This is a genomic window from Alcanivorax xiamenensis (genome assembly GCF_009846745.1).
Taxonomy (GTDB): Bacteria; Pseudomonadota; Gammaproteobacteria; order Pseudomonadales; family Alcanivoracaceae; genus Alloalcanivorax; species Alloalcanivorax xiamenensis.
On sequence record NZ_AQPF01000055.1, the window covers coordinates 1 to 22111 of the forward strand.

Genomic DNA, 22111 nt, shown 5'->3' on the forward strand with positions numbered 1-22111 from the left:
GCTTGCTGGCGAATACAGCGGTTGGTAGCCCTTTCCGTTACAGACCCGTGGCCATGATTGAAGCGCCGTGGCTCTCTAAACCGCGATGAACCAAAAAAAGCGTTTTAGTGCTTGCCAGGGCGTTGGGTCTGGTTTTGCATTGCCGGCGTCCGGCGAGCAACCGTCCGGCGTCTTTGCCACCCCTTCATGATGGCCCATAATTGAGTCAGTCATTACTTCCCCACCAAGGATTGCCAGTCTATGAGCACCGCCCCGGAACGCCCCTTTGACGCCATCTATAATGTGGATCGCTGGGGGGATGGCTATTTTCGTATCGATGACCAGGGACGCTTGTGTGTGCGACCACAGGGCGGCGATGGCGCCGAAGCGCCATTGGAGACGGTGCTGGAAGCCTGCCGAGGGGCTGGGTTGCGGCCTCCGATGCTGGCCCGGTTTTCCGGCATTCTCAAGGACCGGGTGCGGCGTTTGTCCACGGCCTTCGGGGCCGCCATCGATGATCTGGCATATCGGGGGGAGTACACGCCGGTTTATCCGATCAAGGTGAACCAGCAGCGCCGGGTCGTGCATGAGATCATCCGCGCCCGCGAGGACGGTGATCGGGTCGGCCTGGAAGCAGGCTCGAAGCCCGAGTTGCTGGCGGTCTTGGCGTTGTCCAATCCTGGCGACACGGTGGTCTGCAACGGCTACAAGGACCGCGAATACCTCCGTCTGGCGCTGATGGGACAGACCCTCGGGTTCAAGGTGCATATCGTGGTGGAAAAGCTCTCGGAGCTACCGCTGTTGCTGGAAGAGGCGGACCGGATCGGGGTGGAGCCGATCATTGGCCTGCGCGTGCGTCTGATGAACATCGGCAAGGGCAACTGGCAGAACACCGGGGGTGAGAAATCCAAATTCGGTCTGAGCGCGCCGCAACTGATCGAGGCGGTGGCGCACTGCCGGAATGCCGGCAAATTGTCCTGTGTGCGCATGCTGCATTTTCACCTGGGCTCCCAGGTGGCCAACATCCAGGACATCAAGGCCGGTATGCGCGAGGCGGCCCGCTACTACGTGGAACTGCGTGGCCTGGGCGCGCCGGTGGATACCGTGGACGTGGGCGGCGGCCTCGGCGTGGACTACGAAGGCACGCACTCGCGCTCCTACTGCTCGATGAACTATGGCGTGGCCGATTACGCCTGGCACATTGTCCACACCCTGGCCGAACAGTGTGCCGCCCATGACTTGCCGCACCCCGACGTGATTTCCGAGTCCGGCCGCGCGCTCACCGCCCATCATGCGGTGCTGTTGCTCAATATCACAGACGAAGAGCGCCAGACCGTGGCGGAGGTGCAGCCGCCCGGTGACGATGACAGTGTGGAACTGCATGAACTGTGGCGGCTGAGCGGTCAGTTGGAACGTGGGGAAGGCAACCTGCTGGAGCTGTATCCTGAGCTGATGGGCGCCTGGCAGGATCTGCAGCTGCGTTACCTCAATGGCGACCTCGGCATCGTTGAGCGTGCCCGCGCCGAGCAGCTGTACGTGAATGCGCTGCTGCGCTTGCGCCAGCGCCTGGATCCGCGCCGCCGGCAGCAGCGGGAGTTGCTGGACCAGCTCAATGAACGTCTGGCGGACAAACTGTTCGTGAACTTCTCCGTGTTCCAGTCGGTCCCGGATGTCTGGGGCATCGATCAGGTGTTTCCGGTGTTGCCTTTGTCCGGGCTCGATCAGCCGGCCACCCGCCGCGGTGTGTTGCAGGACATCACCTGTGACTCCGATGGCCGCATCGATCAGTACGTTGATGGCGAGGGCGTGGAGAGCAGCCTGCCGCTGCCGGAAACCCTGAATGGCCACCTCGGCATTTTCATGGTTGGCGCTTACCAGGAAATTCTCGGTGACATGCACAATCTGTTCGGCGACACCGATTCGGTGGACGTCACGGTCACCGGGAACGGTGATATCGAACTGGCCCACGCGATCCAGGGGGATACCGTCAGCACCGTGTTGCGTTACGTCAATTTCGATCCGCAACGATTATTGGAAACCCTGGAGAACCGGTGCCGGGACGCCCATCTGGACGAATCACGCCGGCAGGTCTTTTTGAACGATATTCGCGATGGTCTGGCTGGCTACACTTATCTGGAATAATCGCCTCCATAGATTGGAAAGGAGATCAGTGCATGGATGAACAGGAACGTCAGCGTTATCAGGCGGTGCTGGAGCGGCTTGACCGGTTCAGCACCTGGACTGATTCCAGTATCGGTATTCCTTTCACCCGCTTTCGTATCGGCCTGGAAGCCCTTGTCGGCCTGATTCCCGGTATCGGCGATGTGGTGGGCTTGCTGTTGTCCGGCTATGTGCTGCTGCAAGCCCGGAAAGTGGGTGCCAGCGGCAAGGTCAAACGGCGTATGGTGCGCAATATCCTGGTGGACTTTCTCGGCGGCCTGCTGCCGGTGGTGGGCGATGCCTTCGACGCGGTGTTCAAAGCGAATACGCGCAATACCCGATTGCTGCGTGAATACCTCCACGAGCAATTGGAGGAGGAACCCCGGCAGCGTTTCCCCTGGCGGCCGTTCATCGGATTGTGCCTGTTGTTCGGGCTCATCACCGGTCTGGTTATGTGGATCTGGTGACCGCGCGGTGATGGTGTCAAAGGCGCTGTAGATACCACAGTAGCGACTGCCGCGGGCCCGGAGCCAGGTGTCGTGCCCGCTGTCGCAAATCGGCAAGGGAGCCTCCCAACCGCTGGTGCCGATGGCAGTGGACTTGCAACAGGAAATCGGCGAGTGCGCCCTCGCTATCCAGATCGCTGTCGTTGCACAGCGGCAAGGCCGGCCGGCGAGTATGAAGCCGGGCGGCGAAAGCGCCGCTGGTGACACCGACTTCCGCGCCGCTCTCGTTGTGCAGCGGTGTGGTGCCAAAGCCGCAGCTGGGCGAGCGTGATTTCAACACCATGCCATCCAGTGCCGGCGCCAGGCTGTCGGCGTACTCCGACAGAGCATCACTGAAATCATCGTCCGGCGCGGCCAGGCCGCGCACCCGTTGCGCTCCACCCACAAGCACCACCTGGATCGGAGGGCGGGGCACCGGCAGGCCGATGGCGGTTTCTGGACACAGTGGCACCAGGGTGACCCGGGCCGCCAGGGTGTTGGCCACGGCGGTGTGGTATTTGTGGCCGCCATCGTAGCGCACCGGTTGGCCCAGCAGGCAGGCGCTGGCCGCCACCCGGGGCTGTTCCAGAGCGGATTCGAAGCCCATTTCCTCGAGCAATTCCGTTAGCATAGTGGCCCGTCCGGTTTCATAACGAAGGATCTCCCATGCAAGGCGTATTTCTCGACATCGAAACCATTAAGCCCTCCGAGCTGGATCTGTCGGCGCTGCGCACCGCGCTGTCCGGTTGGACCTTCCATGATCGCACTGCCCCGGAGCAGGTGGCCGAACGTCTGGCCGGCGCCGCCGTGGCGGTGACCAACAAGGTGGTCATCGACCGGGCGGTGATGGACGCTTGCCCGGACCTCAAGTTTATCGGTATCTCCGCCACCGGCACCAACAATGTGGATCTGGAGGCGGCTCGGGAAAAAGGCATCGTGGTCAGCAATGTGGTGGGCTACTCCACCGCCACCGTGGCTCAGCACGCGGTGGCACTGATGCTGGGCCTGGCCACGCAATGGCACCGCTACGATCGGGATGCCCAACAGGGGCGCTGGAGCGAGTCGACCATGTTTTGCCGCATGGACTACCCGGTGGTGGATCTGGCCGGCCGTACCCTCGGTATTATCGGCTACGGTGCTCTGGGACAGCGGGTGGCGGCCATTGCCCGGGCAATGGGAATGGACGTGCTGGTGGCCGCGTCGTTGCGCCCTGGCGCGAGCCCGGCACCGGATCGGGTACCGCTGCCGGAATTTCTTCGTCGCGCCGATGTCGTCAGTTTGCATTGCCCGCTCACCGCCGACACCCAGGGGCTGGTCAACGATGAGTTCCTGGCCGCCCTGCGTCCCGGCGCTTTCCTGATCAATACCGCCCGCGGGCCCTTGGTGGATGAAGCAGCGCTGGAGCGCTCATTGCGGGCCGGGCATCTGGGCGGTGCCGCCCTCGACGTGCTCAGCCAGGAGCCGCCACCGGCGGATCACCCTCTGCTCAGCGGTGAGGTGCCGAATCTGATCGTCACTCCGCACAGTGCCTGGGTCAGTACCGAATGCCGCCAGCGTATGGTCGACCAGGTCGTGGAAAACATCCATGCCTGGCGGAACGGACAGCCGGTCAATGTCGTCAACCAGGGAGGATGAGCCATGTGGTATCAGCAGACCATCACCCTGAAGCCCCGGGCCCGGGGCTTCCACCTGATCACCCGCGAAGTGGTCGAAGCGCTGCCGGAATTGGGCCGTTACCGGGTGGGGCTGCTGCATTTGTTCATCCAGCACACCTCCGCCTCCCTGGCCGTCAACGAAAACGCGGACCCGGATGTGCGCGGTGATCTGGAGCGCCATTTCAATGTGATGGTGCCGCAGGACGCGCCGCACTACGAGCACACCCTGGAAGGGCCGGACGACATGCCCGCGCATATCAAGAGCGTGCTGATCGGGCCGTCGCTGTCCGTGCCGCTCCACGACGGGACCCTGGCCCTGGGCACCTGGCAGGGAATCTATCTGTGCGAGCACCGGGATCACGGCGGTGCGCGCAAAATAGTGGCGACCTTGCAGGGCGACGCGGGATAGCGGAAGACGTTGCTGATACGCCGCCCGGGCCACTTCCACAGCAACTTCGAAGAAACACTGTGGGAGCGGCCCTGGCCGCGAATCAGCGCCAGCGCCGCGTGAGCGCGGGCAGCCGGCGGTCAGAGCTTACTTGGAAATCCACTGCAGGAACTCGCGACGCTCCTCGGGCGTGGCCTGGTTCCACTGGGCTTTCAGGGTATCCACATAGCTGCCGGCCGGTGCCGCCGGTGCCGGAGAGGAGGAAGGAGCGGGGGCCGGAGCCGGCGCGGAGGCCGCTTCCTTGGGCGCGATCACGGCGGCGGGCTTCGGCGCTACCGCCTCGCTGGTGGAGGATTCCACCTCGGTGCCGGTGAGCGGCGCCAGAATGCTGCGCTTGAGCACCAGGCCGCTGGGCTGGGTCGGGGTCTTTTCGCCGGTGGCGGTGTTTTCCACCCAGCCGGAGAAGTTGTTCGCCAGTTCCCGGGCTTCGCGGGCGTTTTCCGGCTGCTTGTAGTTCATGGCGTAGTACTGGCCGGCCTTGCCGTTGACCGGGAACACCACTGGATCGGATTTCATCACTTCGTGGCTTTCCGAGTTCAGGTCCCACAGCTCCTTGTAGTAGGCCACGATTTCATAGGTGCCGGGGGTCAGCTTCAGATCCTTGTGGGAGGTGTTGAAGAAGGTGTTGGCGCCTTTTACTTCCTGGCCATTGATGGTGACGACTTCCATCTGGGTCGGGACCCGCACCGTCAATACCTGGGTGTCCGGCTTTTTCGGGCCATCATAAAGCTGCACCACCGGATTGCGGGCGCAAGCGGTGAGTGCCAGGGTGGCGAAGATCAGGATCAGAAGGGAACGCGGAGAAGGCATGGTGAACTCCCGATAAAACAGGCCCGACAGTGTGCCGATGGCCGGTGAAGGTTTTATGACAATGCTCATGACAGTATGTGCCACGACGGCAACAGCGGGGCGGGTCAAAAGCCCCAGGTTTCCAGATTGGCCGGTGGCAGGCCCCGGTTCAGTTTGTCCAGGCCGCGCAGACCCCGTATTACCCACCACACCACGGTGATGGTCAACAATACCCAGCCGATCAGCGCCAGCGTGGTCAGCCCGGAGATGAAGTAATACAACAGGCCGATCCAGAATGTCCGGTACTGGAAGCGGAAATGGGCGCGGACCGGATCATCGGTCTGCGGTGCATAGAGATGCGCGATCACCACCGCCACCAGCGCGGTAAGGCCGCCGGTAAGGATGCCCAGAAGAAGCAAAACATAGGCCAGTTTACACAGCTGGGTATGATTATCCGGCATTGAGGGTCTCCTGATCGGCCGGGCGGGAACCGAACAGCACCTTACCCCGGCCCCTGTTGTAAATGAAGCCTTGACCCTTAGCCGCGATGATCGGCGACGAAAGGGTTGTGCTGGCGCTCGTGGCCGATGGTGGACATTGGTCCGTGCCCGGGGATGAACGCCACGTCGTCGCCCAGGGTGAACAGCTTGGTCTGGATGGCGTCGATCAGGGTCGGGTAGTCGCCCCGGGGGAAGTCGGTACGGCCGATGGAGCCGTTGAACAGCACGTCGCCGACCACCGCCAGTCCGGCTTCCGGCTGGAAGAACACCACATGCCCGGGAGTATGGCCGGGGCAGTGCAAGACCTTGAGTTCCGTCGTGCCGACAGTGACGGTATCGCCGTGTTCCAGCCAGCGGGCGGGGGTGAAGGGGCGAGCGGGCGGAAAACCCATCATCTGCGACTGTTGTGGCAGCATGTCGATCCAGAACTGGTCGTCACGATGGGGCCCTTCGATCGGTACGCCCAGTGCTTCCGCCAGGTCCGCGACACCGCCCACGTGATCCAGATGAGCGTGGGTCACCAGGATCTTTTCCGCCTTGCCACCGAGCTGCTCGAGAGCCTGGTGGATGCGGGGCAAATCGCCGCCGGGGTCGACGATGGCGACCTTGCCGGTGTCCTCGCACACCAGGAAAGAACAGTTCTGTTCATAAGGGGTAACGGGCAGAATGGCGTATTTCATGGCGAATCGGCTTTGAAAAACGGGGCCGACAGTATAACCCGAACAGGAAGGAGAGCAGTGATGAGTTCATCTCCCGTGGCCATTGTGACCGGCGCCGGTACCGGAATCGGACGCGCGGTGATGCTGGCGCTGGTGAGCGCCGGTTATCGCGTGGGAGCCGCCGGCCGTAATGGCGAGCGTCTGCAACAGGGGCTGGCGGACGCCGGGTTGGGGCCGGATCAGGCGCTGGCCATCGCCACCGATATCACCGACCCGGATTCGGTGAAGGCCCTGTTCACCAAGGTGAAGGAGCAGTACGGCCGGCTCGATCTGTTGTTCAACAACGCCGGTATCGGTGCTCCGCCGGTGCCGCTGGAAGAGCTGTCGGTGAAACACTGGCGGGCGGTGGTGGACACCAATCTGACTGGAGCCTTTCTGTGCACCCAGGAGGCGTTTCGCATCATGAAAGAGCAGAGCCCACAAGGCGGGCGTATCATCAACAACGGCTCGATCTCCGCCACCTCGCCGCGACCGCGCTCGGCCCCCTACACCGCCACCAAGCACGCCATGACCGGGCTGACCAAATCCACCTCGCTGGATGGTCGCGCTTACAACATCGCCTGCGGCCAGATCGACATCGGCAACGCCGCCACCGAAATGACCGAGCCGATGCGGCGCGGCATTCCCCAGGCCAACGGCGATATCCTGGTGGAGCCGATGATGGACGTGGCCCATGTGGCCGACGCGGTGGTGCACATGGCGCGGCTACCACTGGACGCCAACGTGCAGTTCATGACCATCATGGCCACCAAAATGCCGTTTGTCGGGCGGGGCTGAGAGCGAGAAGACCTGAAATCGGAGGCTGCCACGCCGTGGCTGTGGGAAGCTTGCTTGCAAGCGAATTGGCCTGGTTCCTCAAGAATTCGCTTGCAAGCAAGCTTCCCACAGAGACTTCGTAGTCCGCTCTGCGGGAAGCGGCCGATCGGTGCCGAACAGGCCTTAGCCGGCCTGTTCCGACCGTTCCAGTTCGGCCAGGATTTCCTCGTTATGCTCGCCGAGACGCGGCGGTGGTCGGCGCAGGCTGCCCGGGGTGCGCGACAGATTCACCGGGGCCGTCGCCAGTAGCGCTTCCTTGTCCAGTCCAGGAATGGTCATTGGCTGCAGCATGCCGGTGGCCTGAACCTGGGGGTGAGCCAGGGACTGCGCCGGAGACAGCACCGGTGCCGAGGGGATGCGCGCCTCCGCCAGCGCGTCCAGTGCCTCGTCGAGGGTGCGTTCCGCGCACCAGGCGGCGATGCGTTCACACAGTTCCTCGCCATGGGCGCCGCGCCCCTCATCGTCCTGGAAGCGGGGATCTTCCAGCCACTGCGGCTCATCGATCAGTTTTGCCAGCCGGCGGAACAGGGGATTGCCCACCGCCTGCAGCACCAGCCAGCCGTCACGGGCTTCGAACAGGTCGCCGGGGTTGGTGAAAATGCCCCGGTTGCCCGCCGGCTGACGGTCGCTGGCGATCAGATGCTGTTCCACCAGGGGCTGGGCGTGGGCGGACAGCGCGGTATTCAGCAGGGCCCCGGTGACCTCCTGACCACGTCCGCTGAGATTGCGTTCCATCAACGCCAGCAGGGTGCCGAAAGCCGCGTGGGTGGCGGTGGCGTGGTCCACCCAGTTGACCTGGGTGCGGCGGGGCTTGCCGTCCTCGCCACTGAGGTATACGCCGCCGCACATCACCTGGCCGATACTGTCGAAGCCGGGGCGGGTGCTCCACGGACCTTCCTGACCGTAGGCGCTGAGGTTGACCAGAATGATATCCGGCTTGATGGCGCTGAGCGTGGCGTAATCCAGGCCCATTTTGCGCAGGGTGGTGGGGGGCAGATTGGCCACCACCACATCGGTGTTGGCCAGCAGCCGGCGCACGATGGCGCGGCCCTCGTCGCTGGTCACGTCCAGGGCCAGCGAGCGTTTATTGCGGTTCATTTGCAGATACAAGGCACCGGTGCCGTCGTCAGTCACCGGCATCAGGAAACGGTCTTCCGCGCCTTCCGGGCGTTCCACCCGGATCACATCGGCGCCGAACTCCGCCAACAGCGCGGCGCAAAAAGGGCCGGCGATGAAACGGCCGAAATCCAGAACACGGACACCGGTCAGCGGCCCCGCGTTGCCGCCAGCGGGCGGTGTTGTTGTACTCATGATCTCTCCCGATATCGGTCTTTGTTATCGTTTACACTATAAATCCATAACCGAGGTCCGCGCCAATGGCGTAACTGGGGAGAGCCGGGTGTCGAAAAAACCGAAGACCGATCAGGAAGTGGCGGTGTTTCGTAAGCGGGTGTGCGATGTCGCCACCCGCTTGTTCATCGAGCACGGGCGGGAAAACGTGACCATGCGGCAGATCGCCGCTGAACTGGGTGTCAGCGCGATGACGCCGTATCGCTACTTCCGCGACAAGGACGAAATCCTCGCCGCCGTGCGCGCGGCTGCTTATAACAAGTTCGCCTCGTCCTTGTCCCGGGCGGTGAGCCGGGCTCCGGATGTGCGCGCCAAGGCCCGCGCCGTGGGCGATGCTTACGTCCGTTTCGCCAAGCGCTATCCCGCCGCCTACCAGATGATGTTCGACTTCTCCATGCAGGATGAGGAACGTTATCCGGAACTGGTCAAGGCCAATGCCCGTGCCCACGACACCATGATCGGATATGTGCAATTAATGATTGATGCCGGCCTGCTGCAGGGGGACGCGGATCTGATCGGCTATATGTTCTGGGCCACCATGCACGGCATCGTGGTGTTGGAGATGGCCGGCCGCCTGGATCGGGAAATCGACGCCGATACCTTGCGCGAAAAATGCATGCGCACCCTGTATGCGGGCATGCTGGCTTCACCGCCGTCGCTGGAACCGGGCCCCCCGGTGGATGAAGATCAGGCTTGATCTTTAAAGATATACGGTGTAAATCTTACCGCCATCCCGAGGCGAGCTGTCTTCGAGCAGCTCATTGAATATACAACGTAAACCCGTTTTTAACGTAAACCATTACGTAAACAATAGGACCGGCCGTCCACGGGGCGCCGGAACGAAGAGGACTTCCCATGGCACTTCCTGATTCCATCGCCAGCCGGCTGCGTTTGCCGGTGCTGTGTTCACCGCTGTTCATCATCTCCAATCCGGATCTGGTCATCGCCCAGTGCAAATCCGGCGTGATCGGCTCTTTCCCTTCTCTGAATGCCCGTCCGCTTTCACAGTTGGACGAATGGCTGCACCGGATCACCGAGGAGCTGGCGGCCTGGGACCGTGATCATCCGGACCAGCCGTCCGCGCCGTTCGCGGTGAACCAGATCGTGCACAAGACCAATGATCGTCTGGAACAGGATCTGGAGCTGTGCGAGAAGTACAAGGTACCGCTGGTGATCACTTCCCTGGGCGCCCGCGAGGACCTCAACCAGCACGTGCACAGCTGGGGTGGCATTACCCTGCACGACGTCATCAACGACCGCTTCGGCCGCAAGGCCATTGAGAAGGGCGCGGACGGCCTCATCGCGGTGGCCGCCGGTGCTGGTGGTCACGCCGGCAAGTTGTCGCCGTTCGCCCTGGTTCAGGAACTGCGCCAGTGGTTCGACGGTCCGATCGGGCTGTCCGGTTCCATCGCCAATGGCCGTTCCGTTCTTGCCGCCCAGGCCATGGGCGCGGACCTGGCCTACATCGGCTCCATGTTCATCGCCAGCGAGGAAGCCAACGCGGCGGAAGGCTACAAGCAGATGATCGTCGACAGCTCCGCCAACGATATCGTCTACAGCAACCTGTTCACCGGCGTGCACGGTAACTACCTGGCGCCCTCCATCCGCAATGCCGGCCTCGATCCGGAAGACCTGCCGGAAAGCGATCCGTCGAAGATGAACTTCGGTTCCGGCGGCAGCAGCAAGGCCAAGGCCTGGAAAGACATCTGGGGCTGCGGCCAGGGCATTGGCACGGTGGACAAGGTGACTTCCGCGGCCGAACACGTGGACCGTCTGGCGCGGGAATACGAAGCCGCCAAGGCCGAGCTCAACGGCAAGGTCGCCTCTCCGGCGCTGCGCGCCGCGAGCTGATCCTGATGGCGCATACCCTGATCCTCGGTGGTATCCGTTCCGGCAAAAGCGCGGAAGCGGAGCGGGCGGCGGCGAGCAGCGGCCGTCCGGTGACCTATGTGGCCACCGCCACCGCCGGGGACGGGGAGATGCGGGATCGTATCGAGCGGCACCGCCGCCGCCGTCCGGACCATTGGGGGCTGGTGGAAGAGCCGTTGGCGCTGGGCCGGGTCTTGCGCGAGCAGGCGCCTTCGTCACCGTGTCTGTTGATCGATTGCATGAGCCTCTGGCTGAGCAACCTCCTGCACGCTGGCGAGGAACGCTGCCGGGAGGAGCGTGATGATTTTCTTAAGGCTCTGATCGGCTATCCCGGCCCGCTGGTGATTGTCAGCAATGAAGTGGGTCTTGGCATCATCGGCATGGATCCCCTGACCCGCCGCTTCGGCGATGAACTGGGCTGGCTCAATCAGGCGTTGGCGCAACGTTGCCAGAACGTTCGTCTGGTGGTGGCGGGGTTGCCCCTTGATCTGAAATCCGGTGTCCCCTCCCGCTGACCCGAACACCCCCTCCCTTGACCCGGGCGTCGTCCGGCTCGCCTCCGATTGTCATGTTCATGCCAGACGGCAACGGTATACTTTTTGGCGCGCGCTGCTGGCGCCGTCTAAAACGTCTTTTTTATCGTGTTTGATTCCGGGGGCGTACCGCCAAGAGCCAATCATGCTGATACGATTTTTTTTAATCATGACATTGCCGCTGGTACTGGCGGCCTGCACGGATGCGGAGGATGCTTCCTCCGCCGGGGAAGTGGTGGCTCGTGATGGCGCGTCCATCTATCGACAATACTGCGTGGTTTGTCATTCCAGCGGCGCCGGCGGAGCGCCGGTCGTGGCCAAGGAAAACCGCTTGCACTGGTCCCACGAAGTGGAGGAAGAAGGCTTTGAAGCTATCGTGCGCGAGGCCATCAACGGCGTTAACGCCATGCCGCCCCGAGGCGGGTGCATGGATTGCAGCGACGATGAAATCCGCGCCACGGTGATTCACATGTTGCAATTGAGCGGCGCGAAATAGGGTTGTCGCTAGGGCAGAAAGGGCTACGAAGCCGCTGTGGGAAGCTTGCTTGCAAGCGAATGCCCAACGGCCCGGGCATTCGCGGCCAAGCGGAGCGCCGCCCGGGCCTCTTCCCACAGTGGCTTCGTAGTGGCCTCGGTATAACGGGCTCCGTGGAGCAGAAACGCTTGCTCTAGCCAAACAAACCGGACAGCAGGTCCCGCAATAATCCGGTGATCGGCGACAGCAGGTCGCGGAGAAGATCCAGCGGCCCTTCCAATACCGTATCCAGTATCGTGGTGATCTCTCTCACCAGGGTGGACAGCACCGAAGAGAGAAAGTCGCCGGGCAGGGTAGTGTAATCCCCGGCTCCGGGAATCTTGTTGAGCCAGAGCACATCGTTGACCAGATTCTCCAGGGTTTGCTGGACCGTCCCCACCAATTCGTCACCGCCGGCGCTGACATCCAGCGCCACCAGCTGCTCCAGCGTGTTGGCCAGTCCCAGGGTGACGGTGGACAGTACCGACGTGAGCCCGGCGAACACCGGCACCTCCTCGGGCATCACTTCCTCGATGCCATCCAGGATGTTGTGCAGGTTGCGGGACAGTTCCACCAGGGGGCCGGCGATGAAGGCGATGTCATCCACGGTGCTGCCCTCGCCCGGCTCGGTTTCACCGCTGCCGATACCGGCGGCCAGAGACTGGAAGGCACCGCCCAATTGATCAAACGGCGCCGGCAGGCCGCTGGTATCAATGGCCTGCAGTTGCTCGGCGGCGGCCAGCACCGCTTCCACCGACTGAGTGATTTCGCTGCTGTCACCGTTGACAATGGCGGCGGTGGCCGCATCCAGGGCGTTGAGCAGAATGTCCATGCCGGCGATCAGCTGGTCCAGTGTCTGTCGCATCTCAGGCGGCAAATCCGCACCGGCTTCGGTGAAACCCGACACCAGGGCTTCGCGCAGTTCCTTCAGCGGGCCGGTGAAGGTGGCGTCAAAGTCCTCGGGCAAAGGCAGTGGCAGGGCACCGTCGCCAATCGGTTGGCCGGTAAAATCGTTACCCGGGGTAAGACCGGTTTTCGGTTGTTTGTCATAGCAGTGCGTGAACGCCGGGGTCAGCTCATCGCTGCCGTCGATGACGCCAAGCCCTTCCGCGTCTTTATCCACCACATAGACTTCCAGGCACAAAGATGCCGGAGTCTGGTTCTGCTCATCCGCCTCGGTGGCCTGCAGCCACATGAAACCGTATTCATCACCTTGCTGGAACAGCGCCTGGTTGCGCTGCGGATCGTCAATGGAGCGATGTTTGCCGGCGGCGCCGCTGACCATGAATTCGGTGCGGCCACAGGAGGACGGCACGCCCGGCAGGACTTGCAGATCATGATCATGACCGGCCAGGAAGAAGTCGGCCTGATCGCACACCGCCTCTTCCAGAAACGCCTTCCAGCGGGTGCCGGCCAGCACTGGCAGAATCTGACGCGGTACGCCGTCATAGTTACCGGCATTGCCGTGGGAACCGTTGGAGAGATAAGGGTGATGCGCCATGGCGATCTTGAATACCGCGTTGGAACCGGCCAGGGCGTTCACCGCCCAGTTGCGCTGGTCCACGCCATAGGTGTGGTAGGCATAGGCGATGTCCGGGTCGGCGAAACCGCCGGCGATGGGGTTGGAATCCAGCGCGAAGAAATCCACCAGCGGGCTGCCGTCACGGGTGGTTGGGGCGGGAGTGTGCCGGTAGTACCGGTCCGGCATTTTCCAGCGGTTGGACAAGCGGCCATCGAAGTAATGATAGTCGACCTGGAATTCGCCACGGGCGTTGCCGGCGCCGTCACCGCCCACATAACCGGTATTGTCGTGATTGCCCAATACCATGTAGAACGGCAACTGGATCGGTTCGAAAGGTTTCTCGAATTTTTCCTCGAACTGGGGATCATCGACGCTGGTGACCCCGGATTCATAGATGTTGTCGCCCAGTCCCAGGGCGAGGTGGCAGCCGGCGGCGGCGGATGTTTCGTCCATGCCGCCTTTGCGATTACAGACGGCGGCAATGGCTTCCCCCACCGCGTATTGTCCGGATGAACCGCTGCCGGAGTCGCCGATCACGATGAAACGCAGGGACGCCAAGGGTTCCGGTTCAGGCTCCGGCTCGGGATCCGGATCAGGGTCCCCGTTGCCATCACCGCCATCACTTCCGCCATCCCCGTCACCGCCATTATTGCCGTCGCCATCCCCGGGGGCGCTGGGATCGGGGTTGGCGCCACCGTCGGCATCACTGCCAGAGGAGCCACCGCCTCCGCAGGCGGCCAGTGTCAAAGCCGCCAACAGTGGCAGCAGGGTCCATAGGGGCTTCATGACATTACCTCTTCCTGGTTGGGCTCGACGGGAGGATGGAACAGGGCGGTGCGCAAGGTTCGAGGACGGGAAACCGGCAGGTCTTCCTTGATGCGGCTGTTGCCGCTTTCCACCGCCACGACCTTGGTCAGGCGATCATTGAGCTGCCCGCGCAGGTCATAGGCATCGATGCTGTTGACGTAGTAGTACTCGGCTTGCGCGCGTGCCCGGGTCACATCCACCAGTATGAAACCGTGGGTTTTCAGTTCGGTGTAACGGATGTGCGGATTCACCACCGGCAGCGCCACCGAGGCCAGCTCCGCCAGGCCCTCGGGGAAGCCGGGGCTGGTAACCGAAGGGGTGACGAATTCCGCCGCCAGCGGACGGGCAAACAGGTCGCCCACCAGTACCGCGGGATTGCGGTACAGCTCATTGGCCCAGGAGGTGTGAATATCCCCGGTGAGCACGATCACGTTATCGATGCGGTGGTCTTCCAGATGTTTGAGGATCGTGTCGCGATCAGCGGTATAGCCGTCCCATTGATCCATGTTGATGGCCAGCAACTGACCTTTCATTGCCGGGGTCAGGCCGGGGATTTCAAGAATATTGAGCTGGGAGAACATGACCTGTTGGCCGATAAACCGCCAGTGGCCCCGGGTGTTGTCCAGGCCGTCGAGCAGGAAGTCCATCTGTTCGGTACTGATCAGACGGCGATCCGGGGCGTTGCGCTTCGGGTCCAGTGAACCGGCCACCGCCGGCAGCGGCGCGTCACGGCTTTCCAGCCGGGTATCCAGCAGGGTCAGGTCGAGCAGATCGCCGAAGTGGAAGCGGCGGTAAATGACGTCGGTGTTGCCGGGTTCGCGGGGGCGTATCGGCATCCATTCGAAATACACGTCGCGAGCGGCGTTCTTGCGCTGTTCCCAAACGCCTTCGGTGAGGGGGTCGTGATTCTCGGCGCCACCGTGCCAGCTGTCGTTGGCGGACTCATGGTCATCCCAGATCGCGATCATCGGGAACTGTTGGTGCAGCGCCTGCAGGTCCTCATCGGTTTTATACTGGGCGTGGCGCCGGCGGTAGTCCTCCCGGGTGACGATTTCGTGCGGCGGATCCGGCACGCGTTCGGGAAAGTCTCCGTACTCGCCGGCGCCGTATTCGTAGATGTAATCCCCCAGGTGCAGCACGAAATCCAGATCGCCCAGTTCCGCCACCGCTTTGTAGACCGAGAAGTAACCATTGGGGAAATTGGAGCAGGACACCACCGCGAAACGAGCGCGGTCAACGGCATTCCAGGATGCCGGGAAAGTGCGGGTGCGGCCCACCGGGGAGCGCTGCTGCCCCACCTCGAACCGGTAGTAATACCAGCGGCCGGGCAGCAGTCCGGTGGCGTCCACCTTGACGCAATAGTCGCCATCGGCGCTGGCCACGGCCTGGTATTGAGCCACCACCGCGGTCATGGCGGGATCGGTGGCGACGGTGGCGGTGACCGTTACCACGGCATCTTCCTCGGGAGTGACCCGGGTCCACAGGATCACTTGCGTGGAGAGCGGGTCGCCGGAGGCCACGCCATGCAGAAAACGGACGTTGGGCGGTGCCGGGGTTTCCGGCTCCGGTGATGGCGGGGTCGGCGTACCGGGGTCCGTGGGCTGATTGGGGGCTTCGGGATTGCCCACGGGCGGGCTGCCGCTACCACCGCTGCCACCGCCACAGCCGGCCAATACCAACGTACTGCCTGCTCCGAGTGCTCGCACCAGAGCGCGACGCTTGTGATCCATGCTGATCCCCGCTGAAAGACGGCCAATAAATGCCCCAAGAGTAAGCAGGGAATTGCACCGGCACCGTGGTACTTGCGTTTAGTACGGTAGTGCCATGTTTCGGTTTGTAAGGGCCCAGTTAAAGGTGACGAGGGGATGAAAAAGGGATGAAGAATCGCGGTCACGGAGCGGGTCCGATGGAACGTAATCGGGGACTGGAAGGTCTTCTTTCTGAGTGTTTGCCACTCAGGCCGCCGTTCGCGCGGCGTCAGTCTGACCCGAAGTGTCGGAGAGAGATGTGCGTATTCTGGTCATCGAAGATAACCCGGACATTCTGGCCAACGTCATGGATTACCTTCAACTGAAGGGGTTTACGGTGGATTGTGCCCGGGACGGGGTCAGCGGATTGCACCTGGCGGTAACCCAACCTTTTGATCTGGTTTTGTTGGATATCATGCTGCCCGGTATGGACGGCTATCAGCTGTGTGAACGGCTGCGTCAGGACGCGGGCGTGACCACGCCGATCATAATGCTGACCGCCCGCGACGCGCTGGATGATCGGGTCAAGGGGTTGCGTACCGGGGCCGATGACTATCTGATCAAGCCGTTCGCGCTGTCGGAGCTGGTGGCGCGTATCGAGGCGGTGCTGCGCCGCTGCCAGGGTGACCTCAAGCGCCGGTTGCAAGTGGCGGACCTGTGCTATGACCTGGATACCCTGGAAGTGAGCCGGGGAGGACAGTCCCTGAAACTGAATCCGCTGGCCTTGAAGCTGCTCGAAGTGTTGATGCAAAAAAGTCCGGCGGTAGTGCGCCGGGAAGCCCTGGAAGCGTCGTTATGGGGTGAAGACCCGCCCGACAGCGACAGCTTGCGCAGCCATATCCATCAGCTGCGTCAGACCGTCGACAAACCCTTCGAACGGGCCCTGCTGCACACGGTCCACGGTATCGGCTATCGACTTTCGGATCGTGCCGATGCCTAGCCGGCAGCCGTTTGTCCGGCGCCTGGTGATCGCTTTCACGGTGATGACACTGGTGGTCAGCGGACTGTTTTCGTTTGGCATCTTCTTCTCCGTTCATTTTGTTGAACAACATCTGATGTCGGAGGAGATGGGACGTAAATTGGATGCCATTCTTTCCGATGATTCGCGGTCACACGCTTCACCGCGGCCGGACTTCAAAACCCGTTTCTATAGTGATGCTGGCGATGGCTTGCCGTCGGAGCCATGGATGATGGTTTTGTCGCCGGGGTTTCATGAACTGGAGCGTGGTGGCGAGGCCTATTACGCCTATGTGCGAGATCAGAGCGGGCATCGTTACGTGTTGCTGCAGGAACAGCAGGAATTCGAAGCGCGCGAGCAGGCGTTGTTCCAGGTGGTCGCGGTGGGGTTTCTGCTCAGCGTGGTGGCCGCCTGCCTGCTCGGTTGGTTATTGGCCCGCAAGGTGATGGCGCCGCTGGTGACACTGGCCTGGCAGGTACGGCAAGAAGACCGGCTGTTGTCCCATTCTCCACCACTGGCCCTGCATTACGCCGACGATGAAATTGGTCATTTGGCGGAGGCCTTTGATGCCACGCTGCGGCGTTTGCATGAGTCCCTCGAACGGGAGCGTCTGTTCACCGGAGATGTCAGTCACGAACTGCGCACGCCGCTGATGGTGATCGCCGGCAGTTGTGAGTTGCTGGCTGCCCGACCGCTGGCGGACAGGGAGAAGGAGCAGGTTGAACGCATTGCCCGCGCGGTGGAGGAAATGCACGGTCTGGTGGACACTTTCCTGATGCTGGCGCGCAACGACCCGGAAGACTCGGCCTTCGCCGCCGATGCTTCTCTTGAACAGGTAGTGGCAGAACAATGTGCGCGCTGGGCACCGCGGATTCGTGCCAAGGGCCTGGCTTTTCAGGTGCGATACCGGAACGACGAGGACGGTGCCGACAATGCCTATAACCCGACTTTATTGGGCGCGGTGCTGGGCAACCTGTTGCGCAATGCCTGTCATTACACCGAGAGCGGCGGTGTCATCCTGACGGTGTCGGCGCAGGGCTTCGAGGTGGAGGACAGCGGGGCCGGTATCCCCGAGGCGGAGCAGGTGACGGTGTTTCAACCCTTCGTGCGTGGCAGCAGTGCCCGGGGTGAGGGTATGGGGCTCGGTCTTTCTCTGGTGAAACGCATCTGTGCCAGTCAAGGCTGGCGTATCTCGGTAACTTCCCTGCCCGCGGGCGGCTGCTGTTTTCATGTGTCGCTGTCATCGTCCTGATTTTTTTGGAAAAAAGCCCACTTAACGAAATTTTGACATCCCTTTGACGAGTGTTTCAGGCGGCTTTTCTTACTGTTATGGCTGATATTCCCAATGGAGTTAAGCCATGTCGGATTCACGGCCGGTGGAACTGGAATTTTCCAGAAAGTACGACCTGCAACACGCCGAGCACTATCTGAACAAACACCAGGACGGCTGGTCCCACCGGCTGTCCAACTGGCGCGATCAGCAACTGGCGCGGCGTGCTTTGCGCCTGGCCGGTGAGCCCCGGTTGGTGTTGGACCTGCCCTGCGGCGCCGGCCGGTTCTGGGCCACTCTGGCCGAGCACCCGAGCCGGGAAATTCTGGCCGCCGACTACTCCGCCGACATGCTGGATGTGGCCCGGCGCCATCAGGTACGTGAAAGCCAGGGGCGGGTGCGGACCTTGCGCACCTCGGCATTTTCCATCGATCTCGATGACGCCAGTGTTGACTGTGTGTTCTGCATGCGTCTGCTCCATCATGTCGCCGACGCTGAACACCGAACCACCATACTGCGCGAGTTTCACCGGGTCAGCCGCGACACGGTGATTCTGTCCCTGTGGGTCGACGGCAATTACAAAGCGTGGCGCCGTCGCCGTCTGGAGCAACGCCGCGACCAGAGCCGCAATCGTTTCATCATCACCCGGGACCGGGTGGAACAGGAGTTTCGCGATGCCGGCTTCGACATCGTCGGCCACCAGGATTTTCTGCCAGGTTACGCCATGTGGCGAGTCTATACTTTACGCAAGAAGGGTGCCGGTGGCGGGAGCGAGGATGAGTGAATCAACCTTCTCCTACTGGTGGCGGCGGCATGGGCCCTGGGTGGAGCCCGCCAACCAGCGGCGTGGCGGCGAGAGCGGCGTACAGTACCTGCGAATCGAGGGAGAGGGCGTGCCGGGGCTGTATTGCAAACGGCAAACCGGTCATCTGTATCGCTCGCTGCGCTATCCGCTGGGACGACCCACCGTGGTTCGCGAGGCAGAGGCTTACCGGGCCTGGCGGGCTCTGGGCATTCCCTTGCCGGTGCTGCGCTACGCCGGTGCCCGGCGTGAACAGGGGCAGTGGCGCGCGCTGTTGGTGACCGAAGCGCTGACCGGGTTCATCAGTCTGGATCAATGGTACGCGCAGGCGCCGCGCGCGGAACAGGAGCGGCATGCGATGCTCCATGATCTGGCCACCATTCTGGCGCGACTGCACACCGCCGGTTGGCAACACGGCTGCCTTTACGCCAAGCATGTGTTCGTCAATGTGGGGCATGGCCGGCCGCGGGTGGCGCTGATCGATCTGGAAAAGAGCCGCCGCCGGTTCCGGCGGGCCACCGCGTCATGGCGCGATCTGGATCAGTTCGGCCGGCATCGCGGCACCATGCCGGAACGGGATTGGGCCTGGTTTCTGGAGCAGTACCAACGGGCCTGGGATCACAACACCAAGGCGGCGGCCAGTAGCACCGTGGTTTCCACCACTTCGATCAGGGCACCGGCGGTGTCCCCGGTGAAGCCGCCCAGCCGCTGACGAAGCAGACGCACGGCGCCCCAGGTGACCAGCACGCTGATCAGTACCCAGGCGGCGCCGGCGAAACCACCGAGCAGCACGCTGAGCAGCGCGGTCAGCGCCAGGGCCAGAGAGACCTTGCCCCGGGGCAGGTGGTCCGCGCCGGCGCGTCCCAGTCCTTCCGGGCGGGCGTAAGGTAGCCGCAGAAACAACGAGGCGGCGGCCGCGCGGGCCAAGACCGGCGCCAACAGCAGTGGCAGGGACCAGCCCAGATCCAGCAATGTCCACAACGCCAGGGATTTGCCCAGCAGCACCAGCACCACGGCGCTGACCCCGGCGGGACCACTGGCCGGATCCTTCATGATGCGCAGAGTACGCTCGCGGTCGCCGTAGCCTCCGAGCCAGGCATCGGCACTGTCGGCAAGGCCGTCCAGATGCAAGGCGCCGGTGAGCAGCACCCAGGCCGCCACCAACAGAATGGCCAGCGGCGCGCTTTGCCAATGAAGCCAGCCGCCGCTGAGCAGCAATCCGACGATCAGCCCGACCAGGGGATAGCAGGCCACCGCCAGGCCCTGATCACGGTCGTCGGGCGCCCGCTTCAGTCCACTGGGCAGGCGGGTCATCAACGCCAGGGCGGTGCGCAGCGGCATGGCGGTCATGGCGTCAGTCCGTGGCTGAGCAGGCAGCCGAGGCGGCCGTGTTCGGTGTCGTCCAGCCGTACCCGGCTGCGCCCGGCGTAGGGGATATAAAGACGCGCCATGGCCCGCGAAGGGGCCAGATCCAGTACCGAGGCCAGTATCATCCGGATCATGCCGCTATGACCGACCAGCAGGACGCGCTGCCCCGACAGGCGGTCGGTCCATTGTTCCCAGGCGGCGGATACGCGGGCGTGGAAGTCAGTCAGGGACTCGCCATTGGGGGGCGGATTGCGCTCGCCGTCGGCCCAGAATGCCGCCAGCCGTTCGCCGTCGCGTTGCGCCAGTTCGGTGGGGGTGAAGCCCTCCCAGTCACCGAAGTGAATTTCCTTGAGTTGCGGCTCCACGTGCAAAGGCAGGCCCTGTTGCCGCGCGACTTCCTCGGCGAAGGCGCGGCAGCGCAGCAGCGGCGAGCAGAGCACCGCGTCCCAATGTTCTTCGGTGCCAAGGGCGGCGCGCATCTGTGTCCAGCCGGTGTCGCTGAGCGGGTCGTCACGGTGCCCGCGATAGCGGCGCCCGCCTTCCGGTTCGCCATGGCGGATCAGGTCCACCCAGGTGGTCGTTTCAATGCCCATCGCTACGGTCCTTTGCTGATGCCGGCGTCCTCGAACGACGCCATCTCGTTATGCAGGGCGCAGGCCTGGCGCAGCAGTCCCACCGCCACCGCCGCGCCGCTGCCTTCTCCGAGCCGCATGCCCAGCCGCAGTAGCGGGTCGGCGTCCAGAGCGGTCAGGACCCGGACGTGACCGGGTTCGGCGGACTGATGAGCAAAGTGCAGCCAGTCCGCCAGACCCGGTTGCAGGCGCGTCGCCGCCAACGCCGCCACCGATGCGATGAAACCGTCCACCAGCACCGGCAGCCGGGCCTGGGCGGCGGCCAGGAAAGCGCCGGCCAGGGCCGCCACCTCGAAGCCGCCGAGGGAGGCGAGAACGGAGAGGGGCTGGCCGGCCTCGGTAACGGTATCGCGATGACGCTGCAACGCCCGGTGCAGTACCGCCACCTTGCGTCGAAGGCCGTCGGCGTCGAGCCCGGTGCCGGGACCGGCCAGGGCCTCCGGTGCCAGGTCCAGCAGGGCACAGGCCACCGCGGCGGCGGCGGTGGTATTGCCGATCCCCATTTCGCCGCCGATGAACAGCTCGGCGCCGGTCCGCGCCGCCCGTTGCACGGCGCTCTGCCCGGCGTGCAAGGCGGCTTGCAGCTGTTCGGCGCTCATCGCCGGCGCCGTCGCCAGATTGGCGGTGCCGGGCGCGATTTCCGCCATTACCACCCCGTCATGGATGGGCAGTGGGTGCGCGGTGCCCAGATTGACCACCTCCAGTTCCGCGTTCAGATGACGGGCGAGCACGCTGATGGCGGCGCCGCCGTTGACGAAGTTGGCGATCATCTGGCCGGTGACTTCCTGAGGAAAGGCGGAGACGCCCTCGCTGCAGACACCATGGTCGGCGGCGAACACCACGATACGCACGCGGTCCACCGCCGGGCGGGAGCGCTGCTGTTGCGCGCTCAGGGTAATGGCAAGTTGTTCCAACTGTCCCAGGGAGCCGGCGGGTTTGGTCAGGCTGGCCTGGCGCTGACGGCCTTGCCGCAGAAAATCAGGATCCAGAGAGGGGGGCGATTGTCGCCAGAAAGGGGAAGAAACGGGCACGGGGCTATCCAGTGGCAAAGAGCAAAATGGTCGGCACGCTTGGAGGGGCTGTCAAGGGTTGAAAGCCGGACGCCAGGCGCCAGACGTTAAAGTCAAAACCCGGGGCTGCGGGGCGTTGCGGTCATAAAAAGGTTCATCGCGGTTTAGAGGGCCACG

General features: G+C 63.2%; 23 protein-coding genes. 13 read left to right on the top strand and 10 right to left on the bottom strand.

What is annotated here, in order from left to right:
• The first annotated feature begins 240 nt into the window (after nucleotides 1–240).
• Nucleotides 241–2121 carry a biosynthetic arginine decarboxylase gene (gene speA / locus A6D6_RS19155; RefSeq protein WP_159661603.1) on the top strand — a complete coding sequence of 627 codons (1881 nt, stop codon included), beginning with the start codon at nucleotides 241–243 and terminating at the stop codon, nucleotides 2119–2121.
• Between the two features lie 32 nt (nucleotides 2122–2153).
• Complete coding sequence (locus A6D6_RS19160) at nucleotides 2154–2606, top strand: DUF4112 domain-containing protein (protein ID WP_159661604.1); 453 nt, start codon at nucleotides 2154–2156, stop codon at nucleotides 2604–2606.
• Between the two features lie 16 nt (nucleotides 2607–2622).
• On the opposite strand, the gene A6D6_RS19165 is transcribed toward A6D6_RS19160, so the two are convergent.
• The gene (locus A6D6_RS19165) at nucleotides 2623–3255 is read right to left on the bottom strand and encodes a 2-thiouracil desulfurase family protein (protein ID WP_159661605.1); all 633 of its coding nucleotides are present in this window, start codon (nucleotides 3253–3255) and stop codon (nucleotides 2623–2625) included.
• Nucleotides 3256–3290: 35 nt separating this feature from the next.
• Between A6D6_RS19165 and A6D6_RS19170 the strand changes: the two genes are divergently transcribed.
• Nucleotides 3291–4259: a D-2-hydroxyacid dehydrogenase gene (locus A6D6_RS19170; protein WP_133489937.1), complete on the top strand. Its 969-nt coding sequence runs from the start codon at nucleotides 3291–3293 to the stop codon at nucleotides 4257–4259.
• Nucleotides 4260–4262: 3 nt separating this feature from the next.
• The gene (locus tag A6D6_RS19175; protein ID WP_159661606.1) at nucleotides 4263–4688 is read left to right on the top strand and encodes a secondary thiamine-phosphate synthase enzyme YjbQ; all 426 of its coding nucleotides are present in this window, start codon (nucleotides 4263–4265) and stop codon (nucleotides 4686–4688) included.
• Nucleotides 4689–4814: 126 nt separating this feature from the next.
• Here the strand turns inward: A6D6_RS19175 and A6D6_RS19180 are convergent, their stop codons facing one another.
• The 3 genes from A6D6_RS19180 to A6D6_RS19190 form a co-directional block, all read right to left on the bottom strand.
• Nucleotides 4815–5537 (bottom strand): DUF2057 domain-containing protein, encoded by a 723-nt coding sequence (locus tag A6D6_RS19180; protein ID WP_055100817.1) that lies wholly within the window; start codon nucleotides 5535–5537, stop codon nucleotides 4815–4817.
• A gap of 104 nt (nucleotides 5538–5641) precedes the next feature.
• Nucleotides 5642–5977 carry a DUF4870 family protein gene (locus A6D6_RS19185; protein WP_159661607.1) on the bottom strand — a complete coding sequence of 112 codons (336 nt, stop codon included), beginning with the start codon at nucleotides 5975–5977 and terminating at the stop codon, nucleotides 5642–5644.
• Between the two features lie 77 nt (nucleotides 5978–6054).
• On the bottom strand, nucleotides 6055–6696 hold the full coding sequence (locus A6D6_RS19190; protein WP_133489941.1) for an MBL fold metallo-hydrolase: 642 nt from the start codon (nucleotides 6694–6696) through the stop codon (nucleotides 6055–6057).
• 60 nt (nucleotides 6697–6756) lie between these two features.
• Here A6D6_RS19190 and A6D6_RS19195 point away from each other — a divergent pair, with 60 nt between their 5' ends.
• A complete protein-coding gene (locus A6D6_RS19195) occupies nucleotides 6757–7512 on the top strand; it encodes an SDR family oxidoreductase (protein WP_133489942.1) in 756 nt (251 codons plus the stop codon).
• A gap of 162 nt (nucleotides 7513–7674) precedes the next feature.
• On the opposite strand, the gene A6D6_RS19200 is transcribed toward A6D6_RS19195, so the two are convergent.
• On the bottom strand, nucleotides 7675–8862 hold the full coding sequence (locus tag A6D6_RS19200; RefSeq protein WP_133489943.1) for a CaiB/BaiF CoA transferase family protein: 1188 nt from the start codon (nucleotides 8860–8862) through the stop codon (nucleotides 7675–7677).
• An 88-nt stretch (nucleotides 8863–8950) separates the two neighbouring features.
• On the opposite strand from A6D6_RS19200, the gene A6D6_RS19205 reads away from it, so the two are divergent.
• From A6D6_RS19205 to A6D6_RS19220, 4 genes are all read left to right on the top strand, one after another.
• Nucleotides 8951–9598, top strand: a complete 648-nt coding sequence (locus tag A6D6_RS19205; protein WP_133489944.1) for a TetR/AcrR family transcriptional regulator — start codon at nucleotides 8951–8953, stop codon at nucleotides 9596–9598.
• Nucleotides 9599–9756: 158 nt separating this feature from the next.
• A complete protein-coding gene (locus A6D6_RS19210) occupies nucleotides 9757–10752 on the top strand; it encodes an NAD(P)H-dependent flavin oxidoreductase (RefSeq protein ID WP_133489945.1) in 996 nt (331 codons plus the stop codon).
• A gap of 5 nt (nucleotides 10753–10757) precedes the next feature.
• The gene (gene cobU / locus A6D6_RS19215) at nucleotides 10758–11285 is read left to right on the top strand and encodes a bifunctional adenosylcobinamide kinase/adenosylcobinamide-phosphate guanylyltransferase (RefSeq protein ID WP_133489946.1); all 528 of its coding nucleotides are present in this window, start codon (nucleotides 10758–10760) and stop codon (nucleotides 11283–11285) included.
• Nucleotides 11286–11448: 163 nt separating this feature from the next.
• Nucleotides 11449–11799 carry a c-type cytochrome gene (locus A6D6_RS19220; RefSeq protein ID WP_159661608.1) on the top strand — a complete coding sequence of 117 codons (351 nt, stop codon included), beginning with the start codon at nucleotides 11449–11451 and terminating at the stop codon, nucleotides 11797–11799.
• A 172-nt stretch (nucleotides 11800–11971) separates the two neighbouring features.
• Here the strand turns inward: A6D6_RS19220 and A6D6_RS19225 are convergent, their stop codons facing one another.
• Both A6D6_RS19225 and A6D6_RS19230 read right to left on the bottom strand, forming a co-directional pair.
• A complete protein-coding gene (locus tag A6D6_RS19225; RefSeq protein ID WP_159661609.1) occupies nucleotides 11972–14125 on the bottom strand; it encodes a metallophosphoesterase in 2154 nt (717 codons plus the stop codon).
• Nucleotides 14122–15876, bottom strand: coding sequence for an alkaline phosphatase D family protein (locus tag A6D6_RS19230; RefSeq protein WP_159661610.1), 1755 nt, complete (start codon nucleotides 15874–15876; stop codon nucleotides 14122–14124). Before A6D6_RS19230 ends, A6D6_RS19225 begins: the two co-directional genes overlap by 4 nt.
• Nucleotides 15877–16153: 277 nt before the next feature.
• Here A6D6_RS19230 and A6D6_RS19235 point away from each other — a divergent pair, with 277 nt between their 5' ends.
• The 4 genes from A6D6_RS19235 (at nucleotide 16154) to A6D6_RS19250 (ending at nucleotide 19636) form a co-directional block, all read left to right on the top strand.
• Nucleotides 16154–16834, top strand: a complete 681-nt coding sequence (locus tag A6D6_RS19235; RefSeq protein ID WP_159661611.1) for a response regulator transcription factor — start codon at nucleotides 16154–16156, stop codon at nucleotides 16832–16834.
• Nucleotides 16827–18104, top strand: a complete 1278-nt coding sequence (locus A6D6_RS19240; protein ID WP_133489951.1) for a sensor histidine kinase — start codon at nucleotides 16827–16829, stop codon at nucleotides 18102–18104. The genes A6D6_RS19235 and A6D6_RS19240 overlap by 8 nt, the downstream gene beginning before the upstream one ends.
• A 106-nt stretch (nucleotides 18105–18210) precedes the next feature.
• Nucleotides 18211–18906 (top strand): class I SAM-dependent methyltransferase, encoded by a 696-nt coding sequence (locus A6D6_RS19245; RefSeq protein ID WP_159661612.1) that lies wholly within the window; start codon nucleotides 18211–18213, stop codon nucleotides 18904–18906.
• Entirely contained in the window at nucleotides 18899–19636 is a 738-nt protein-coding gene (locus A6D6_RS19250) for a lipopolysaccharide kinase InaA family protein (RefSeq protein ID WP_133489953.1), read from the top strand. The genes A6D6_RS19245 and A6D6_RS19250 overlap by 8 nt, the downstream gene beginning before the upstream one ends.
• Here A6D6_RS19250 and A6D6_RS19255 read toward each other — a convergent pair.
• From A6D6_RS19255 to cobT, 3 genes are read right to left on the bottom strand one after another with little or no spacing between them, the layout of a single operon-like run.
• The gene (locus A6D6_RS19255; RefSeq protein ID WP_159661613.1) at nucleotides 19543–20274 is read right to left on the bottom strand and encodes an adenosylcobinamide-GDP ribazoletransferase; all 732 of its coding nucleotides are present in this window, start codon (nucleotides 20272–20274) and stop codon (nucleotides 19543–19545) included. The two genes, A6D6_RS19250 and A6D6_RS19255, sit on opposite strands and share 94 nt — an antisense overlap.
• On the bottom strand, nucleotides 20271–20885 hold the full coding sequence (locus tag A6D6_RS19260; protein ID WP_159661614.1) for a histidine phosphatase family protein: 615 nt from the start codon (nucleotides 20883–20885) through the stop codon (nucleotides 20271–20273). Before A6D6_RS19260 ends, A6D6_RS19255 begins: the two co-directional genes overlap by 4 nt.
• A gap of 2 nt (nucleotides 20886–20887) precedes the next feature.
• A complete protein-coding gene (gene cobT / locus A6D6_RS19265; protein WP_159661615.1) occupies nucleotides 20888–21955 on the bottom strand; it encodes a nicotinate-nucleotide--dimethylbenzimidazole phosphoribosyltransferase in 1068 nt (355 codons plus the stop codon).
• Nucleotides 21956–22111: the final 156 nt, after the last annotated feature.

Excerpts from the sequence above, each read along its gene's own strand:
- speA (WP_159661603.1), top strand. The coding sequence starts at position 241 with ATGAGCACCGCCCCGGAACGCCCCTTTGACGCCATCTATAATGTGGAT.
- A6D6_RS19160 (WP_159661604.1), top strand. The coding sequence starts at position 2,154 with ATGGATGAACAGGAACGTCAGCGTTATCAGGCGGTGCTGGAGCGGCTT.
- A6D6_RS19165 (WP_159661605.1), bottom strand. The coding sequence starts at position 3,255 with ATGCTAACGGAATTGCTCGAGGAAATGGGCTTCGAATCCGCTCTGGAA.
- A6D6_RS19170 (WP_133489937.1), top strand. The coding sequence starts at position 3,291 with ATGCAAGGCGTATTTCTCGACATCGAAACCATTAAGCCCTCCGAGCTG.
- A6D6_RS19175 (WP_159661606.1), top strand. The coding sequence starts at position 4,263 with ATGTGGTATCAGCAGACCATCACCCTGAAGCCCCGGGCCCGGGGCTTC.
- A6D6_RS19180 (WP_055100817.1), bottom strand. The coding sequence starts at position 5,537 with ATGCCTTCTCCGCGTTCCCTTCTGATCCTGATCTTCGCCACCCTGGCA.
- A6D6_RS19185 (WP_159661607.1), bottom strand. The coding sequence starts at position 5,977 with ATGCCGGATAATCATACCCAGCTGTGTAAACTGGCCTATGTTTTGCTT.
- A6D6_RS19190 (WP_133489941.1), bottom strand. The coding sequence starts at position 6,696 with ATGAAATACGCCATTCTGCCCGTTACCCCTTATGAACAGAACTGTTCT.
- A6D6_RS19195 (WP_133489942.1), top strand. The coding sequence starts at position 6,757 with ATGAGTTCATCTCCCGTGGCCATTGTGACCGGCGCCGGTACCGGAATC.
- A6D6_RS19200 (WP_133489943.1), bottom strand. The coding sequence starts at position 8,862 with ATGAGTACAACAACACCGCCCGCTGGCGGCAACGCGGGGCCGCTGACC.
- A6D6_RS19210 (WP_133489945.1), top strand. The coding sequence starts at position 9,757 with ATGGCACTTCCTGATTCCATCGCCAGCCGGCTGCGTTTGCCGGTGCTG.
- cobU (WP_133489946.1), top strand. The coding sequence starts at position 10,758 with ATGGCGCATACCCTGATCCTCGGTGGTATCCGTTCCGGCAAAAGCGCG.
- A6D6_RS19220 (WP_159661608.1), top strand. The coding sequence starts at position 11,449 with ATGCTGATACGATTTTTTTTAATCATGACATTGCCGCTGGTACTGGCG.
- A6D6_RS19225 (WP_159661609.1), bottom strand. The coding sequence starts at position 14,125 with ATGAAGCCCCTATGGACCCTGCTGCCACTGTTGGCGGCTTTGACACTG.
- A6D6_RS19230 (WP_159661610.1), bottom strand. The coding sequence starts at position 15,876 with ATGGATCACAAGCGTCGCGCTCTGGTGCGAGCACTCGGAGCAGGCAGT.
- A6D6_RS19240 (WP_133489951.1), top strand. The coding sequence starts at position 16,827 with ATGCCTAGCCGGCAGCCGTTTGTCCGGCGCCTGGTGATCGCTTTCACG.
- A6D6_RS19245 (WP_159661612.1), top strand. The coding sequence starts at position 18,211 with ATGTCGGATTCACGGCCGGTGGAACTGGAATTTTCCAGAAAGTACGAC.
- A6D6_RS19250 (WP_133489953.1), top strand. The coding sequence starts at position 18,899 with ATGAGTGAATCAACCTTCTCCTACTGGTGGCGGCGGCATGGGCCCTGG.
- A6D6_RS19255 (WP_159661613.1), bottom strand. The coding sequence starts at position 20,274 with ATGACCGCCATGCCGCTGCGCACCGCCCTGGCGTTGATGACCCGCCTG.
- A6D6_RS19260 (WP_159661614.1), bottom strand. The coding sequence starts at position 20,885 with ATGGGCATTGAAACGACCACCTGGGTGGACCTGATCCGCCATGGCGAA.